The sequence below is a fragment of the Ruegeria atlantica genome, from assembly GCF_013032505.1.
In the GTDB taxonomy this organism is placed as follows: Bacteria; Pseudomonadota; Alphaproteobacteria; order Rhodobacterales; family Rhodobacteraceae; genus Ruegeria; species Ruegeria atlantica_F.
Genome location: NZ_WQCG01000002.1, coordinates 382,041 through 399,052, shown reverse-complemented (window position 1 = coordinate 399,052; position 17,012 = coordinate 382,041). Strand labels below are relative to the sequence as shown.

Genomic DNA, 17,012 nt, shown 5'->3' with positions numbered 1-17,012 from the left:
ATAACATGACTGATAGTATCTACAGCAACCTCACCCAGTTGGGAGGAGACACCAAAATGCCAGCGAGTCCGGAACAGGCAGTTCTGGAACGCGTACAAAACCCGCAGGCTGATGTGGACTACAACGTGCGCTTTACGGCACCCGAGTTTACCTCGCTGTGCCCGATGACGGGCCAGCCGGATTTTGCCCATCTGGTGATTGATTACGTACCTGATCATTGGTTGGTGGAAAGCAAGGCGCTAAAACTGTTTCTCGGCTCATTCCGCAATCACGGCGCCTTTCACGAAGATTGCACCATCTCGATTGCCCGCCGCCTGCAGGAGTTTTTGGAACCAAGGTGGCTGCGCATCGGAGGTTACTGGTATCCGCGTGGAGGCATTCCGATCGACGTGTTCTGGCAAACTGGGTCGCTGCCCGAAGGGGTATGGATCCCAGACCAAGGTGTACCGCCTTACCGTGGGCGTGGTTAACCCACTCGAAACGTGATTTTGTGAGGGCCAAGCCTGATTGAACAATCAAAGGCCCTTACGCAACGCCTGCGCTGTGTTCGTAATTTTGTTTCGCTTACATTCAATATTTTGAAACATCATGACAACCATTCTACGATGGGTTAGATGTTCTTTTAATGTAAGAACATATTCCTGGTGACGTTTGTGGAACAGGTGGCCTTTAATTTTGAGATGGGTGTCGTTTGCGCCCTTCTTGCTTTCACCGTTTTTCTCTTTGTATCTGAAATCGTTAGAATTGACCTTTCTGCCATACTTGTATTGGTCATTATCGGCCTGCTCAGTTACGTGCCTGGGCTCGAAAACCTCGCCAACGTGCCGCACCTTTTTGATGGTTTCGCATCCAACGCGGTGATATCGATTATCGCCGTCATGATTGTTGGCGCGGGCCTCGACAAGACCGGCATAATGAACAAAGTAGCCGCCGTTATTCTGAAGTACGGCGGTACATCAGAGAAACGTGTGCTGCCCATTATTTCGGGCACTGTCGGTGTTATTTCCTCGTTCATGCAAAACGTTGGGGCCGCCGCCCTGTTCCTTCCGGTCGTCAGTCGAATATCCTCTCGGTCAGGCATCCCGCTGTCGCGCTTGCTGATGCCTATGGGGTTCTGCGCCATCCTTGGTGGCACAATGACGATGGTCGGTTCTTCGCCGCTTATTCTGTTGAACGATCTGATCCAGACTGCAAACAACGGCCTGCCCGAAAGTCAACAAATGGCGCAATTTGGCCTGTTCTCTGTAACGCCGATCGGGGTTGTTCTGATTCTGACCGGTATCGCCTATTTTCTTCTGCTCGGTCGTTGGGTTTTACCGGGTGATGAGGGATCCGAGAACACGGGAACAGGACAGGGAACACAGGAGTATCTGCAACGGGTCTATGGCCTGAAAGCGGATGTTTTTGAAGTAATTGTGCCAGCCGAAAGCCCGTTGGTTGGGCAGATATTGGCTGACATAAACCACGAAAACCACCTGTACATCATCTCCACATTCTATCGCGGAAAGACCTCGATGGTTCAGGTCTTGACGGCTGAAATTGCAGCACCGTGTCGGTTGGCGATTATCGGCCGGCGTTGGGTCGTTGAAGAATTCGCCGACAAATACGGGCTGACCGTTCTTCCAGAGCTCGACATTTTTGTCGAAGAGTTCGCTCCAACCAATGCCGGAATCGCCGAAGTCGTTGTGACACCGGACAGCAAGCTGATTGGAAAATGCCCTCGTGAGCTTCTGTTTCGCAAGACATATGGCATGTCGTTGCTTGCCATCCATCGCGGAGAAGAAACGCTCAGCCATGTCGAATCCGACACGCACGAGTCCACTCAAATCGGGCTTGAGGAGTTCCACGCAGGCGACATGTTGGTCGCCCATACCCGCTGGGACAACCTGATGCGGATCAAGCGCGACCCCGACTTTGTGGTTGTGACCACCGACTTCCCCCAAGACGAGCTTCGCCCACAAAAGGTCGGTTGGGCGCTGGCGTTTTTTGCCATTTCCCTGTCGATGATCCTGTTCACCGACATTCGCCTCTCTCTCTGCCTTTTGACGGGAGCTGCGGGAATGATGTTGTCTCGAGTGCTGAGCGTTGACGAAGCCTACCGCGCCGTTGGGTGGAATACGGTCTTTCTGCTCGCATGTCTTATTCCATTAGGTCAGGCCGTTCAGAATACCGGCACGGCAGCGTGGATCGCGCAGCAAATCATGATCATTCTGGATGGATGGCCGATCTGGTCCCTTCAGGCAGGAGTTGCGGTTTTGGCGACAGCATTTTCGTTGGTGATGTCCAATGTCGGCGCCACCGTTCTGCTAGTGCCATTGGCCGTTTCAATTGCAGTGGCAGCTGGCGGTAATCCAGCTGTCTTTGCTTTGACGGTAGCCATATCAACCTCGAACAGCTTCATTATCCCAACTCATCAGGTAAACGCCCTGATCATGGGTCCTGCAGGGTACAAGGTGATGGACTTCGTGCGCTCAGGCGGGGTTATGACCATTTTGTTTCTTGTTGTGTCTCTCCTCATGCTCAATCTGCTGTACTGACTATTCGAATGCACGGGGATGGTTCCGCGATTGCTGCAGAAGGGATGGTGTGAGATCGCTCCTTAGGCGCAAGCTAGCGTTCACTGAATGCGCGTTCCATTGTCATCTGAATCGGTTTAAACAGGTAGGATAGTAGTGTCTGTTCGCCCGTTGTCATCTCTGCAACAACAGTCATCCCGGCCTGAAGCGGACGCTCCCACGGACCCGTGCCGACCTTCGCTTCGGTCAGCTCAAACGAAGCTCTGAAATAGGTTTCACCGTTTTGTTCATCCGTCTGAGCCACAGGGTAGATGGATAGCAGGCGTCCTTCGACCTTTCCGAAACGACGCGCATCGAACGTGTCTACGCTTACTGAAGCCGGCTGATCAACCTCAACATGGCCAATCTCGGAATTTGCGATACGTGCTTCAACGATCAAGGCCTGGCGAGTCGGCAAAATTTCAAAGATCACCTCGCCGGGCGCTATGACTTCCCCCGGGTTTGGATACGTTATTGCCTGAACAATTCCACGTGCCGGGGCCGAAATACGCAATGCAGCCAATTTTGAGTTCACGACATCCAGTGAAACTTCTAATTCCGCACGCTTTTGCTCAAGTTCGGCCCGACGGGTCAGCAGCTCATCTCGCAGGGCAAGTGTTTCTTCGGCTTTGGCTGCGCGTGTTAACATCAGCGCACTCTGGGCTTCCGCCAGACGGACCTGAGCGTCAGAAGCCGCTGCGCGCACCACATCCACTTCATCCTCTTCCTCAAGGAAATCGCTCAGAGACTTTAAACCTTGCGCCCGCAGTTGCGCGTATCTTTCCAGAATCTCTTCTTTCTTTCGGACACGATCCTGAGCGAAATGCGCGGCCCGTGCCAGAAGATCCAATGTTTTTTCTTGCTGTTCGATCGATGCCGACTGAATGCGTTGGCTTTCCGCGTAAAGTTTCAGCCTTGCAGCAGCGGCGACCAGGCCCTTGCCATTAAGCGCATCTATCTCCGACCTTTCAGGTACAGCCTCCCGATCCAATACCGCCAATACAGCGGACGCTGTGTCCAAGTCTCGCTTAACCGCGGCAAGCTGGCCCGATGTGACATCCCTTTCCCGAGTCAGATCCGGGTGGTGCAGCTCAACCAGCAAATCCCCGGCCTCAACCAACTGGCCATCGCGGACATGAACGGCTCTGACAATACCGCCCGGCATCGTTTCAATTTGTGGATATGCGCCAACAGGCAGGATAGTCCCTGGGGCGCGGGTGATTTGGGGAACGGCAGTTTGCCCCGCCAGAACCACAAGACACACGACCATGGTCGAAACCGCAAGCGAGAGGAATGCCGCAAACCGGGGCCGCCTCATTCGACGACTCCAGTTTGCGCGACCCATCGGACCGGATTCGCTAGTTTTCTTAGAAGCTGTGCCCACTATGCCCTCCCAAGCGTTTTCAATACGACCTGAAGTTTCTTGCGACCGGCATCACCTGTGCTGTTCACGACGACCCTGTCGCCATTCAGAAAGATGAACCGGTCAGCTATTTGCATGAAGGAACGATCAGCAGAAGCGATGACCACAGTACTACGCCCCTGCTGCGTGCGGATCCAATTTTTGAAACACACCCGGCGATGGTTAGACAGACCGTTGGTTGGCTCAGAAAACAAATAGATCGAGGAAGGGCGCGCCATACTGCGTGCAAGGGCTAGTGACTTCAACGTTGCCGAAGGCATCTGCGCCAAATCAACATCCGTTAGCCGGGTGTCAATGCCTTTTGGCAGAAGGCTTTGGTCATCCAACAAATTCATATCAGCCAAAGCACTCATTATGCTGTCGTCAGTAAGAGACGGTGAAGCCAGTCGAAAATTCTGGGCAACGGTGCCGTAGAACAAAGAAGTGTCGTAGGTCGCGTAAGATATGGTTTTCCGCAACTCGTCCCGAGCTATCTGGCGAATGTCGATGCCGTCATGTTCAATCGTACCGGCCAAAGGTGAATAGAACCCGTCGATCAGATCCAGCACGGCAGTACGACCGGCCGCATCGCTTCCCATGATCAAAACCACTTCGCCTGGGTCACAATTGAAACTGGCCTGCGAAAGGACTGGCGCATTCAATGGGTCTGGCCGGTAAGTGACTGAAGAAAATGCAATCGCGCCACTAAGCGTCTTTTGGTGCGTTGGCTCCAGCCCCACCTCGATCTCTTCGCCAAGATCAAGGACCCGGTCTGCCTGAAGTCGACTGTTTCGGAATGACAGCAACTGGGGGCAGCTGGAGTACAGAGACTGAATTGGCGCGAGAATTTTGGACACCAAGGCAATCGAGGCAATTAACGCTCCAAAGCTGATATCCCCGCGCAATGCGCCATGCGCGCACAAGATTATGGCCCCCATCGTGGCAAGTGCCGTAACTGACTGAGCCAATGACTGCGCAAGCGCCTGAAATTGACGGCTACGGCGCGCTGCTGCTTCTGCTCGCTCTGCAAGAGGCATACAATGATGCAGCCATTGCTTTTGCATACCAAGACCGGCAATGGCACGCTGATGCACAATAGCGTCCTGAACGGCTGACTGGCTTGCCGCGCCGGCGTCGGCCGCTTTTTGATCCAGCCGTTTTTGGTGCGGGATGATAACTGCGCCGAGTAAGACCAATGTCGCAGCCAACCCGAGTGTCAGCAGCCCGACCTGTGGTGCGAGATATGCAAGAACCGCAAAGAAGATCACCACGAAGGGAAGATCCAGAAGGGTCGTCATAATCTGCCCGGTGAACGCATCGCGCAAAGATTCAAATTGGCGAAAGCGCGATAGCTGTTGATTTACATCCGCCTTCCGGAGTTGGCTCAGCGGTAGAGACATCAGCTTGCGAAACAGCGCAATCATCAATTGCCTCTCGCCACGCCAGCCTACATATGCGAGCGCTCGCGTGCGTGCATGGCGAAAACACAGGTCCGACGCCCCGACGATCACGACACCGATCATCAAAGACATTAACAAACTGACGGAACCTGACGGGATCACCCACTCATAGATACCCATGATCAACAGGGGCGCCATAAGCCCTAGAATGTTTGACAGCAATGAGGCGGTGAATAGCCAGGGAAACATCGGGCCCAACTCTGCAAAGGCAGAGCGAACAGTCGTGAACCGTCGGCCAGCTCGGTGATGCGTGAAACGGTCGATCCGGATAACCGTGCACCATTGACGGCGAGGCCGGAGGTGCCTCAGATCCGGGTTCTGATCGTCGCTGATCTGCAGTGTTTCGCCTGACTGGCTAAACGCCAGGTAGCATGCACCATTGTCCGGTATGATCAACGCCGGGCATTCGTGGTTGGTGATCTCGTGTTCACGACATCTGATCTGCGTGTAAGGAATATCGAGGTTATCCAGCGTCTCAAAAATGTCGCCCGGACGGAGTTGATCCAGGGTGTGCGGAAACGCCTCAAGCAGTCTGTCTTCAGTATTGCGCCAGCCACCAGTCAATAACAGCTTAAACAGCAAGCCGCTTGCCATCTGAGTATTCATTACGGTCATGCGGCACCTCTTTTCCAAGCCACCGCCGCCGCGCGTTCAAGATTTGCGTCCACTGCCCACGCTGCCAAATCCAGGGCGTTTGAAGTACGCAGGCGAACGCACTTGTCCGTTAGCTGCCTCAACCGAGGGTCCGGGCTGGCCATAAGTATCGTGGGTCTGGGTGAAACAGATTGGAGGTAATCAGCTAACGCCTGACGCTCCTTGGTATCAAGAACCGCTGTCGGTTCATTCATCAAAAGCACCCGCGGCTGCAGTGCCAAGGCTCGTGTCAATGCTATGAGGTGCCGGTTCACTGGATCGGCCTCAAAGCCGGTTCCGGTGTTGAGTAGGGTCGCATAGCCCATGGGCAAGCGGTGAATCCGGTTCTCTAACCCAAGTGCGACGGCAACCTGTTTGGCACGATCAACCGTGGCTGCGTCGCCGAAGGCGCTGATGTTTTCAAGAATTGTCCCCGACAGGATCGCAGGGTCGGTTTCCAACGCGACCAGCGCGTCGTGCCCGCGCCATCCAATCAGCTGCGAGGCTGGCGCGTCATCAATGAACAACCCACCCTCATCAGGCTCACGTTGCCCCGTCAATGCGTCAAAGAACGCTTCGGCCATCCAGCTTGCTTCGGGTTCGATCAATACGCCCTGTCCTTGGTCCACCTGAAAGCTTACTGGAGCAAAGCCTTCTTCTTTCGCCCGATGCATGGACATACCGGACGCTTTGATCTGACCCATTTGATAGTTGTAAAGTCTCGCGCATTGACCAGTTTCAATCTTCTCCATTTCGGTCAGACGTGCCCTTGAAAGGCTTGAGTTTTCGGACTGAACCCAAATCATCATGAGTTTGGTCAGAGGTTGGATAATCCGGCCATTCAACAACATGCAGGCGGCCAATTCGGCGACACCGATCAGGTCGATGATCACCAGATAGGCCCCCACCAATCCCATTGCAGCGACAGCCATCTGAGAAAAAATGGCTCCGAAGCTTTGCGAAAAACCTGCGAATTGAATCAATTTTCTGCTGATATCGACGGTCTGATCCTCAAGGAGTTCAAAGCGGCGGGCCATTTGTGGCTCCATCCGATTTGCCTTGACCGTGGGCATGTCAGACAAGATCTCAGACAAAAATGCGTACCGGCGTGTATCCAGGGATTTGCGGCGCTTAAACAGAGCCCACTGCCCCCGCTTCATAACAGTTGCAAAGACGATAACAACGCAGAATGCAGCCAGCGGCACCAAGACCACCCACCCCCCGATTAACGCGATCAGAATTGCGAACAAGACCGTAAACGGAAGATCAATCGAAAGCGTTTGCCCCTGCCCTGAATGGTAGTCCCGTAACTGGCCAATAGCTGCGTAGCGTTCGGAATAATTGCTCACAGGCTCGCGCGAGAAGGCCAGAGAATTCGCGTTCAACACTTTGGTCAAAAAGCGGCGATAGTTCCAAATGGCTGCCCCTTCGGCCGTGGTCGTCAAGAGGACGGCGCGGCAGTGCCGCAACAACAACTCCATGCCTGCACCGATCACCAGCACAACGGTCAAAATACGAAGGGTTTCGTTAGACTGGAACGGAATGACACGGTCGAATATCAGCAGGATGGATATCGGCATCAGCAAAGACAGAATATTCATAGTCAGGGAGGCAACCCAAAGCGGGATGTCAAAATGCGGTGCCGAGATACGACCGACAAATCCACGCGGTTCCATGATGGTTCTCACCCCCTTGGTCTTTTTTGCAGGAGTGGCCGGTTGACCTTTAAAACTCGTAAACCCGATGGCCAGTGATTTCTAAAAACTTCCTTTAAATTTAATCGCTTAATTGCCCCCATTAGGCGAACGCATGCTACCAAATATTGTGAATCAGCTGCTGTTTGGGGATGTGTGTCATGGGTAAACTGGAAAACAACCTGGATTTTCACGCAAAGTCCGCGCGGGCCGCTATGGACGAAAAGCAGGAAATCGCCTCTCATCTTTCCCGCAATGCAACCGGACCAAGTGAAGATCCCACGCGTAGTACATTGCACACAGGCCAACAATTCTCTGGTACGTTGGACAGAAAAGCTCTGAGTGAGGGGGCGCCCGACCAGCTGAGCCCTCAAACAGTTCATCAGCAACAATCCAGCAGTGAGACAGGCGCTGACACCGTCACCACTCTGCATACTTCAACGAATAAGGCGAATGGCAGGACGGCCCGGATTGGCGAGGCAGACGAAAAGGGAAGTTTCGAAAATACCGCTGCGGCGGAAACATTCAGAACTGCGATCTCAACTTCCCAAACGATCGAAAGCGTGGACAAAACAAACGCCACAGGGCCCGCTTCTCGTCCAGATTTGCTCGAATTATCCGATATGGATGCAACCGAGATAGCATCACCAGACACACGGCCAGAAAACAGCGCGCCGAAAGCGATCACTTTGGACAATTCTTCTATCGCTGAGAACGCTGAGGGTGCGGTGATCGGGAACATCTCCGTTGGGGATCCGAATACCTCCGACGCGCACAGCTTTGATGTCTCAGATGACCGATTTGAAATCGTGGATGGCAAGTTGCAGCTGAAACCTGACATTTTGCTGGACCATGAAGAAGCGGAACTCATCGAGGTCGACGTCACTGTCACGGACGCTAGCGGGGTCTCTCTGACAGAGCGCTTCAACATCGACGTTCAGGACATGAACGAGGGTCCGACGGGTCTGGCGTTGGACAACTTCACTGTTGCCGAGAACGCTGAAGGTGCGGTGATCGGGAACATTTCCGTCGTGGATCCGGATGCCTCGGACACGCATAGCTTTGCAGTCTCAGACGACCGATTTGAAATCTTGGATGGCAAGTTGCAACTGAAACCCGGAATTTCGCTGGACCATGAAGAAACGGAACTCATCGAAGTTAACGTTAAGGTCACGGACGCTGGCGGGATCTCTCTGACAGAGCGCTTCAATGTGGACGTTCAGGATATGAACGAGGGTCCGAATGGTCTAGCGTTGGACAACAGTGCCGAAAACCTAATCCAGAATGGTAGCTTCGAAGAGTTTGACCTGAACAAAGGCAAGTGGAAAGGCTTCGGTGCGGATGAAAGCGGGTCCTGGCAGGACGCGCATGGACTGGAAATCTGGGATCATCTCGGCGGCATAAAAGCGTCCGATGGCGATCAGTTGCTTGAGATGGATCATGGTCGAGGTATCGACAGCATTTCTCAGGTCATCAAGACAGAAGACGGTCAGCTTTATGACCTGGGGATCGACCTGCGTGAGCGTCTCGCAGGCGGAACCGATACTGTCGAGGTCTTATGGAACGGTAATCTGATCGCTGAGCTGGATCCGCAATCCGCTGATTGGGAGACATTCCAGCTGCAGGTCGTTGGAACAGGTCAGGACACGCTGGAACTGCGTGAACCTGAGGGTCAGAACGATACCTATGGTGCGTTAGTCGATAACATCACGTTGACCAGCGCCGAGCAGACGGTGGCTGAAAATGTCGATGGTGCTGTTGTGGGTCAACTCAGTTTCGATGACCCGGATCAGCACGACACTCATCGGTTCGAAATCTCAGATGACCGGTTCGAAGTCGTCGACAATCAATTGCGCCTAAAGCCCGGCGTTGCGTTGGACTATGAAGAGGCGACATCCGTCAGCGTTGATGTATCGGTGATTGACGAAGGCGGGTTGCGTCAGACCGAAAACTTTACGGTAAACGTGACCGATACTGCCGAGATGACGTTTTCGTCAGGTTTTCATGCCAAATACTTCGATGTTGATCAGCGCCTTTCAAAGCTGGATGATATCAACTGGATAGCCGATCCGACGCATGAGGAAGTTACTTCTGAAATCAACTACGCCAACGGTCGAGACTCATTCTGGGATGAAGGCTCAAAAGACACTTTCGGTGTGCAGATCAATGGCAATATCGAGGTCGAGGAAGGCGGAGTATTCACCTTCTTTCTGGGTGCCGATGATGGCGCGATGTTGGTGATCAACGGAAAACCGATCGTTGATAACGACGGCCTTCACGGATTTCGGACACGAACCGGTGAAATTGAGTTGGAACCGGGGACGCATTCGATCGAAATCCGTTACTTCGAAAATTACGGGCGGGCGGGATTGAAGCTTGAATGGGAAGGCCCCGGTCTGGACGGGCGCGAAGTGGTCACAGCGCCGGACCTATCCGAAGCACAGACCGTATCCGGCATGCCGCTGGCGATCGATGTGGATATGGGACCACTTGCCGTCACCGGTAAAACCGCATTCGAACTGACAGGATTGCCAGCTGGAACAATTGTCGAGGCCGGTGGCGCTACGTTCACGGCTAACGTGGACGGGATGGCAGCGCTGGATGGCTGGCAAGGTGGGATGTTCACCGTTACTACGCCGTCAGAATTTCAAGGAACGGTTGAAGCGGCCCTGCGTCATTCTACGTCAACCGGAGAGAACAACAGTAACGACGGCGTGCAAAGCCTGACGTTCGAAGTTGCTGCGGCTGACCTGACGCCGCCTGAAGCGAAGATGGTGGGCGGATTTCATGCCAGCTATTTCGACATGGACAACAGGTTGTCGAAGTTGGACGATATTGACTGGTCCGCGGAACCCTCCCACCAGGAATTTGTGCCTGAAATCAACTATGAAAATAGTCGGAGCTCGTTTTGGGAAGGCGGTTCAAGGGATACGTTTGGAACAAAGCTCGAAGGTAAAATCACCATAGAAGAAGGCGGTACCTACTCTTTTTTTGCTGGTGCGGACGATGGTGTCGCGGTCTTTGTAAACGGTGAAAAGATCGTGAACAATGGTGGTCTGCATGGGTTTCGAACGCGGTCCGGAGAAATCGATCTGGACGCGGGCACCTATGACATCGAAGTCCGGTATTTTGAAAATTACGGCCATGCTGGGTTGAAATTGGAATGGGACGGGCCGGACACAACTGGGCGTGAGCTTTTGCAGGCAGACCCACAACCGACAGCCGACGAAACCGGAACATTTGAGTTGGGAATCGAACTGGACCATGCAAGTGATCAGGCATTGGTCTCACTGGAAGGTTTGCCGCCAAATACGCTGCTGATCAGCGGTAAGGATGCAGTGATGACGGATGGCGGACCTGCGGATCTTTCCGGCTGGGACCTCGATTACCTGCAGATATCTCCGCCGCCGGGTTTCGAAGGCGTAATCGAAGGGGATATCCTGGTGGCGGATACCGGGTTTAATGGCGCGCAATTAACTTCAGAGTTTCCATTTGCGCTGGAAAACGGGCCGACCGATGGGGCCGCAAAGGGCACCAGCGCTGATCTGCCTGAAACGCTTGGGGCGACAATGCAGGTCGAAACGCCCGGGCCCTGGCACGTGGAACTGACGCAAAGCGATGCCGAAAACGACGGCGATATCATGGCAGAGGCGGTGTTGAACTGCCCAGGCTCTGAGATATCGTGTATTGAGACCGAAGCCAATGAGCGCATTGACTGGTAGCTGCATTCAATATCGTTTTCGGGCCACAATCCATGTCGGGTTATATGTAAGTGAGACGCCAGACTCGGTTTTGAAATTCCGGGTATAACGCGCAGTAAAGTCGGCCAGACTGGTTTTTGTCCATACTTTCTGTGCACGCCCGTTGACCCCAGTTCTTCGAAGATGCTTGAGGACGTCTCGGGGCGTCTCAAAGTGCAGGACAGAAAGAGTTTCGCCGCAGGTGATGATTTCCAACTGGTCTTCAATCGCTGCCGCCAGTTCTTCAGATCGGCACAGGCCCGGCGCGCTGGCTGTTGACCCTACCTTGACCAGTTCGCGGTACTGTTCCGGTCCAAATCCTGAAACCGCCAACCACCCTCCCGGGGTCAATGCCTCGGCCGCGCGCTGCAAAAAGGTTGCGGGGTCGTACAACCACTGGATCATGGACGCCGACGTGATCAGATTAGGCTGAGGCGGCCATTCGATGACGTTGGCGTCGCCGCACAAGAAATCTGCGTTCGCCGCCATTGCGGTGACGACTGCCTCGGGTGACAGGTCATTGATCGTCAGGTGCCCAATGTCGAATGCACTTGTCATCAGATTCGTGAGGTGGCCGGTGCCACATCCAAATTCCAATGCGGTCGCGAAGCAACGCGGTGCGCCGCAGACCTGCATTTCACGGATAAGGCGATCGGCGATCTGGGCTTGTTGGCCGGCTGCATCGTGATAGCTGCGAAAACTGCGGCTGAAACTTCGCTGGACGCGGTCTGCAATGTGGGCGTTCATGCGATCCACTCTCTCCAACTTTGACCGTCGCGAAACGGGACATGAGGAGCGTCTATGCCACGCGCTGAGGACTGTTGGTGCGCCCACGCCGCCTCTTGCGCAGAACTTGGGATAATTCGGTCCCGCTGTGGTATCCAAATCCGGTCAAATGCAACCTCGGGTGCGTTACCGCGATCGATCACGGCGTGCAACTCTGACCGCGCGGCCTCAGGATCGATTTCGGGAACCGGCCCGTTCAACCCGGCGCGGCGACAGAACTTTGCGAAACTGGCTTCGGTCAGGTTGTCCGCAGTGGCGCGGATCATATCTTGCGCAATACCGCGCGCGGGGTCAGCCGGAAATAGTGTACCACTAACCGCAATCAGCCGGTCAGGACTAAATCCTGTTTGAGCCAACCAATGAGCCGCGGAGGTGACGCCAAAAGAAAAGGCTATCAAATTGACCCGATCATATTGCGCGATGTCAGACAGAGGATTTCCAAGGTCGTGATAGTCGTCGACAAACAGTACATCGCTGTCTGCCGCGAGCCCGGCGAACGGTGCAGCCCCCAGAGCCCAACCTCCAAAAATCAGGATCAGTTCTTCCGTGCCTGAGCACGACAACCACCGTTGTTTCATGACAGGCCTCGGACAAGCGACACCATCGCCGATGTTACGCGGCTCAATTCATCGGCAGAGATGACATAGGGCGGCATACAATAGATGTTGTGGGCGAATGGGCGCAACCACACGCCGGTCTCGGGTGCTAAAGCATGTGCAACCGTCGGATCGACCCAATGCTCCATTTCGATAACACCGATTGCTCCGAGCACGCGGACATCAACCACACCGGGCAATTCACGTGCCGCGGCAAGCTCTTGCTTCATCTGGTCGGCAATCGCGCGCACCTCGGCGCGCCAATCTCTGACCGATAGCTGTTCCAGACTCGCCACTGCAGCTGAACAGGCCAGTGGGTTGGCCATATACGTCGGGCCATGCATCAGGACGCTGGCTTCGCTTTCACCAATTCTGCGCGCAACGTTCTCTGTCGCGGCGGTTGCAGCCAGCGTGATATGGCCACCTGTCAACGCTTTACCCAAACAGATGATGTCGGGAACCACCTCGGCATGATCCATTGCAAACAGTTCGCCCGTGCGGCCAAACCCGGTTGCTATTTCGTCAAAAATCACGAGAATATCATGCGCTTTGCACAGTTCTTGCGCTCGTTGTAGCCACTTGGGGTGATAGAAATACATACCACCCGCACCCTGCACCACCGGCTCAAGGATCAATGCTGCAATGTTTTCGGCTTTGGTCTCCAGCAACTCTTGCAACGCATCCAGCCCATTCAGGGTCGGATCATCCGTCCATTCCTGTTCCAACGAGATCGGTGGACGTGGCAAGAAATGCTGGATTGACAGAGCTCCACTGAACAACCCATGCATCCCGTTCACAGGATCGCAAACGCTCATCGCTTTCCAGGTGTCCCCGTGGTATCCGCCGCGAATGGTCGCGAATTGCTTCCGACCAGTATGACCCAGTGCCATCTGATACTGCACCGCCATTTTCAAGGCGACTTCAATCGCAACCGATCCGCTATCGCTGTAGAAAACTCGGTCGATCCCACCCGGCAACAGCTCGATCAGCTTCCGACCCAGTTCAATTGCGCGCTGATGCGTCAAGCCGCCGAACATGACATGGGGCAATTGGTTTAGCTGTTCCTGCATCGCAGCAATGATGGCCGGGTGACGATGACCGTGCACCGCACACCACCAAGACGACATAGCGTCAATCATGCGAGTGCCATCGTCGCGTGTCAGCCAAACCCCTTCCGCTTCGGTGATCAAGTGCATCGGTCCGGGGTTCAAAACATTTGTATAAGGATGCCACAAATGGCGGGCGTCAAATTCCAGTCCGGTCACAGGGCCCTCCGAATTGTTTCCGTGTCGATTGCTTCGAAGGCATCTGACAGCGTTTCCCGTGAGAGGGTTTCAAGATGTGGCAAGCGACCCAAATGGGTGATCTGACACATCTGAGCGATGGTCTGTTCAACGTCCGGCACAGCATCGCCAACAAACGCGACACCGACGACGTTACATCCCGCGTTCCGCAAGGCCATCAGGGACAGACTTGTGTGGTTGATCGTCCCCAACGCGGTGCGCGCTACAAGAACCACGGGTGCTTGCCACTCCGAGATTACATCAAGAAAGAATGTCGAGCGATTCAGCGGCACCATGACCCCGCCTGCCCCTTCCACGACCAAAGGTCCCTTGACCTGAGGCAGCGTCAGCCGATCAGGCAAAATCTCAACACCCATGTCTTCGGCCGACAAATGCGGCGAGGCCGGCATGTTCAGTCGATAGGCTTCGGGCACGACTTCGGCACCCGAAAGCGCCAAGACTGTTTCTGTATCCGTCGCATCCTCAAGCCCCGATTGCACTGGCTTCCAATAGGTCGCGCCAAGAGCGGCTGTCAGCCCCGCCGCAAAAACTGTCTTTCCGACACCGGTGTCAGTGCCTGCCACGATTACAGCGCTCATGCCGCCTCCGCCTGTTGCTGCGCCAGTGTTTCGAATAAGTCGTTTATGTCCTCCTTGCCAACGTTACCGGTGATCGAAACACGCAACCGCGATGTGCCGCGTGGCACGGTCGGCGGCCGGATACCACGGACATCAAAACCTTTGGCCTGTAGTTTTTCGGCCGTTTCCATGGTTTTGGCGTCATCACCCAGAATGATGGGGATAATGTGACTGTTAAGCGCCTCTTTGGGTATTCCGAACTGACGTGCGATGGTATGCGCGTGGCGGGTTCGGGACTGGGCGTTCAGTATCAACGAACGATCCGTTTGCAAATGCTGCAGCACCGCCCGAACCAGGGCCGCATTGAAGGGCGACGGGGCTGTCGCGAAGATAAACGGCCTCGCGCGGTTGATCAGTGTTTCGATGATCACCCGCGGGCCGCAAATCAACCCGCCCGAAACCCCCAATCCTTTCCCGCAGGTGTGCAGAGTCAGCAGATCAGCCTCCAGGCCATGTGCCAAGCCTCTACCGTTCGGACCAAAAACTCCGGTCGCGTGGGCCTCGTCCACGACCAATATGGCGCCATGTCTAAGGGCGAGATCCGATAGCGCGTTCAGAGGCGCAATGTCGCCTTCCATTGAATAGATGCTTTCCACGGCGATCCAGATTTGGCCCGTTCCGCCCTCTGCCAACCATTCCTCAATTGTCAGGCGGGCCGCTGCCACATCGTTATGGGCAAACGCACGTGTTTGGGCACGCCCCATCCGCATGCCTTCATGCGCACTGGCATGAACCAAAACGTCATAAAGGATCAGGTCTTCGGCTGCTGGGAGGGTCGAAAAAATTGCCTGATTTGCCTGAAAACCCCCGCCCATGAACAAAGCCGCCTCAGCGTTGAAAAACGCGGCAGCCTCATGTTCCAGCGCCTCATGCTCAGGGTGATTGCCCCGCAACAGACGAGAGCCCCCGGATCCCAGTGGCACACCCCGCCCCAATGCCTTTTGGGCTGCATCCCGCAGGAGCGATGATTGTGCCAAACCAAGGTAATCGTTGGAAGCAAAGTCCCGACCGCACCGAGGTGCCAACACCCGGCGACGATGCCGGGTGCCCAGCAATTCAAGCATCGAGCTCAAACGACTCAATGCCTTCATTCAGCAGCATCCAGGCAGGATTTTTCAACTGACGTTTCTGCCTGTAGACCCAGCTTCTTGAATAGAATGGCGTCAGTGTCTTCTTCGGGGTTTTCTGCCGTCAAAAGCGTTTCACCTACAAACATTGAGTTAGCGCCAGCGAAGAAGCACATGGCCTGCAATTCATCAGTCATGTCGCTGCGCCCTGCGGACAGACGAACATAAGACTGCGGCATCATTATCCGTGCCACGGCTATTACCCGCACAAAGTCGATCGGGTCGATGGGCTTCGCGTCTGCCAATGGTGTGTCTTCCTGCGGCATCAGCATGTTGATCGGCACTGAATCCGGTGCCGGGTTCATATTGGCCAAAGTGACAAGCATATCGACCCGGTCCTGAACCTCTTCGCCCATTCCGAGGATACCGCCGGAACAGACCTTGATACCCGCTTCCTGCACACGGTTCATCGTGTCAATCCGGTCTGCAAAGGTGCGAGTGGTGATGACTTCGGGATAGTACCGTTCGGACGTGTCGATGTTGTGGTTGTAATAATCAAGCCCGGCGTCGCGCAAACGGACCACCTGATTGTCGTCCAGCATGCCAAGGGTCATACATGTTTCCATCCCCATCTCGCGCACGCCTTCGACCATGGCAACAAGGGCATCCATATCCCGGTCTTTGGGTTCGCGCCACGCAGCGCCCATGCAGAACCGGGTTGCCCCACCGTCGCGCGCCTTGCGCGCTTCGGTCAGAACGCGCTGAACCTCGATCAATTTGGAGGCCGACAGCTTTGATCCGTTCCGCGCCGATTGCGAGCAATAGGCACAATCCTCGGCGCATCCACCGGTTTTGATCGACAATAGTTTGGATGTCTGAACCTTGTTGGGATCAAAGTTTTCGCGGTGCACTGTCTGAGCGCGAAACAGCAGATCCATCAACGGAAGGTCATACAACGCTTGGGCAGCTTCGCGGGACCACAGCGGGGAGGTGTTTTTCATTTTATAGATACTTTTCGAAAACTCTCATGGCTGCGAATACTTTTATAGATAAAGATCACGATCACAACAAGAATCTGGCCATTGCGTCACTCGGGCGGAATTATGCGAATGACTCCTGTGGTACGCACGTCCGCACTAGGCCCGGCAAGAAAAGCCA

At 54.6% G+C, this 17,012-nt stretch carries 12 protein-coding genes; 3 read left to right on the top strand and 9 right to left on the bottom strand.

What is annotated here, in order from left to right; genetic code table 11:
• Nucleotides 1-5: 5 nt before the first annotated feature.
• The gene (gene queF, locus GOW92_RS08910) at nt 6-470 is read left to right on the top strand and encodes a preQ(1) synthase (RefSeq protein WP_170559979.1); all 465 of its coding nucleotides are present in this window, start codon (nt 6-8) and stop codon (nt 468-470) included.
• 210 nt (nt 471-680) lie between these two features.
• Entirely contained in the window at nt 681-2,537 is a 1,857-nt protein-coding gene (locus GOW92_RS08905; RefSeq protein ID WP_170560759.1) for an SLC13 family permease, read from the top strand.
• Between the two features lie 73 nt (nt 2,538-2,610).
• On the opposite strand, the gene GOW92_RS08900 is transcribed toward GOW92_RS08905, so the two are convergent.
• From GOW92_RS08900 to GOW92_RS08890, 3 genes are all read right to left on the bottom strand, one after another.
• A complete protein-coding gene (locus GOW92_RS08900; protein WP_170559977.1) occupies nt 2,611-3,873 on the bottom strand; it encodes an HlyD family type I secretion periplasmic adaptor subunit in 1,263 nt (420 codons plus the stop codon).
• A gap of 65 nt (nt 3,874-3,938) precedes the next feature.
• Nucleotides 3,939-6,032 carry an ABC transporter transmembrane domain-containing protein gene (locus GOW92_RS08895; RefSeq protein WP_170559975.1) on the bottom strand — a complete coding sequence of 698 codons (2,094 nt, stop codon included), beginning with the start codon at nt 6,030-6,032 and terminating at the stop codon, nt 3,939-3,941.
• Complete coding sequence (locus GOW92_RS08890; protein WP_170559973.1) at nt 6,029-7,726, bottom strand: ABC transporter transmembrane domain-containing protein; 1,698 nt, start codon at nt 7,724-7,726, stop codon at nt 6,029-6,031. The genes GOW92_RS08895 and GOW92_RS08890 overlap by 4 nt, the downstream gene beginning before the upstream one ends.
• Before the next feature lie 179 nt (nt 7,727-7,905).
• Here GOW92_RS08890 and GOW92_RS08885 point away from each other — a divergent pair, with 179 nt between their 5' ends.
• The gene (locus tag GOW92_RS08885) at nt 7,906-11,466 is read left to right on the top strand and encodes a PA14 domain-containing protein (protein WP_170559971.1); all 3,561 of its coding nucleotides are present in this window, start codon (nt 7,906-7,908) and stop codon (nt 11,464-11,466) included.
• Between the two features lie 6 nt (nt 11,467-11,472).
• Here GOW92_RS08885 and GOW92_RS08880 read toward each other — a convergent pair whose 3' ends face one another.
• The 6 genes from GOW92_RS08880 to bioB are packed head-to-tail and all read right to left on the bottom strand — an operon-like array spanning nt 11,473 to nt 16,855.
• Nucleotides 11,473-12,231 (bottom strand): methyltransferase, encoded by a 759-nt coding sequence (locus tag GOW92_RS08880; protein WP_170559969.1) that lies wholly within the window; start codon nt 12,229-12,231, stop codon nt 11,473-11,475.
• Nucleotides 12,228-12,848 carry a pimeloyl-ACP methyl esterase BioG family protein gene (locus tag GOW92_RS08875; protein WP_170559967.1) on the bottom strand — a complete coding sequence of 207 codons (621 nt, stop codon included), beginning with the start codon at nt 12,846-12,848 and terminating at the stop codon, nt 12,228-12,230. The genes GOW92_RS08880 and GOW92_RS08875 overlap by 4 nt, the downstream gene beginning before the upstream one ends.
• Nucleotides 12,845-14,131, bottom strand: coding sequence for an adenosylmethionine--8-amino-7-oxononanoate transaminase (gene bioA, locus GOW92_RS08870; RefSeq protein ID WP_170559965.1), 1,287 nt, complete (start codon nt 14,129-14,131; stop codon nt 12,845-12,847). Before bioA ends, GOW92_RS08875 begins: the two co-directional genes overlap by 4 nt.
• Nucleotides 14,128-14,748, bottom strand: a complete 621-nt coding sequence (gene bioD, locus GOW92_RS08865) for a dethiobiotin synthase (protein ID WP_170559963.1) — start codon at nt 14,746-14,748, stop codon at nt 14,128-14,130. Before bioD ends, bioA begins: the two co-directional genes overlap by 4 nt.
• The gene (locus GOW92_RS08860; RefSeq protein ID WP_170559960.1) at nt 14,745-15,878 is read right to left on the bottom strand and encodes an 8-amino-7-oxononanoate synthase; all 1,134 of its coding nucleotides are present in this window, start codon (nt 15,876-15,878) and stop codon (nt 14,745-14,747) included. Before GOW92_RS08860 ends, bioD begins: the two co-directional genes overlap by 4 nt.
• Nucleotides 15,875-16,855 (bottom strand): biotin synthase BioB, encoded by a 981-nt coding sequence (bioB, locus tag GOW92_RS08855; RefSeq protein WP_170559959.1) that lies wholly within the window; start codon nt 16,853-16,855, stop codon nt 15,875-15,877. Before bioB ends, GOW92_RS08860 begins: the two co-directional genes overlap by 4 nt.
• Nucleotides 16,856-17,012 lie beyond the last annotated feature (157 nt).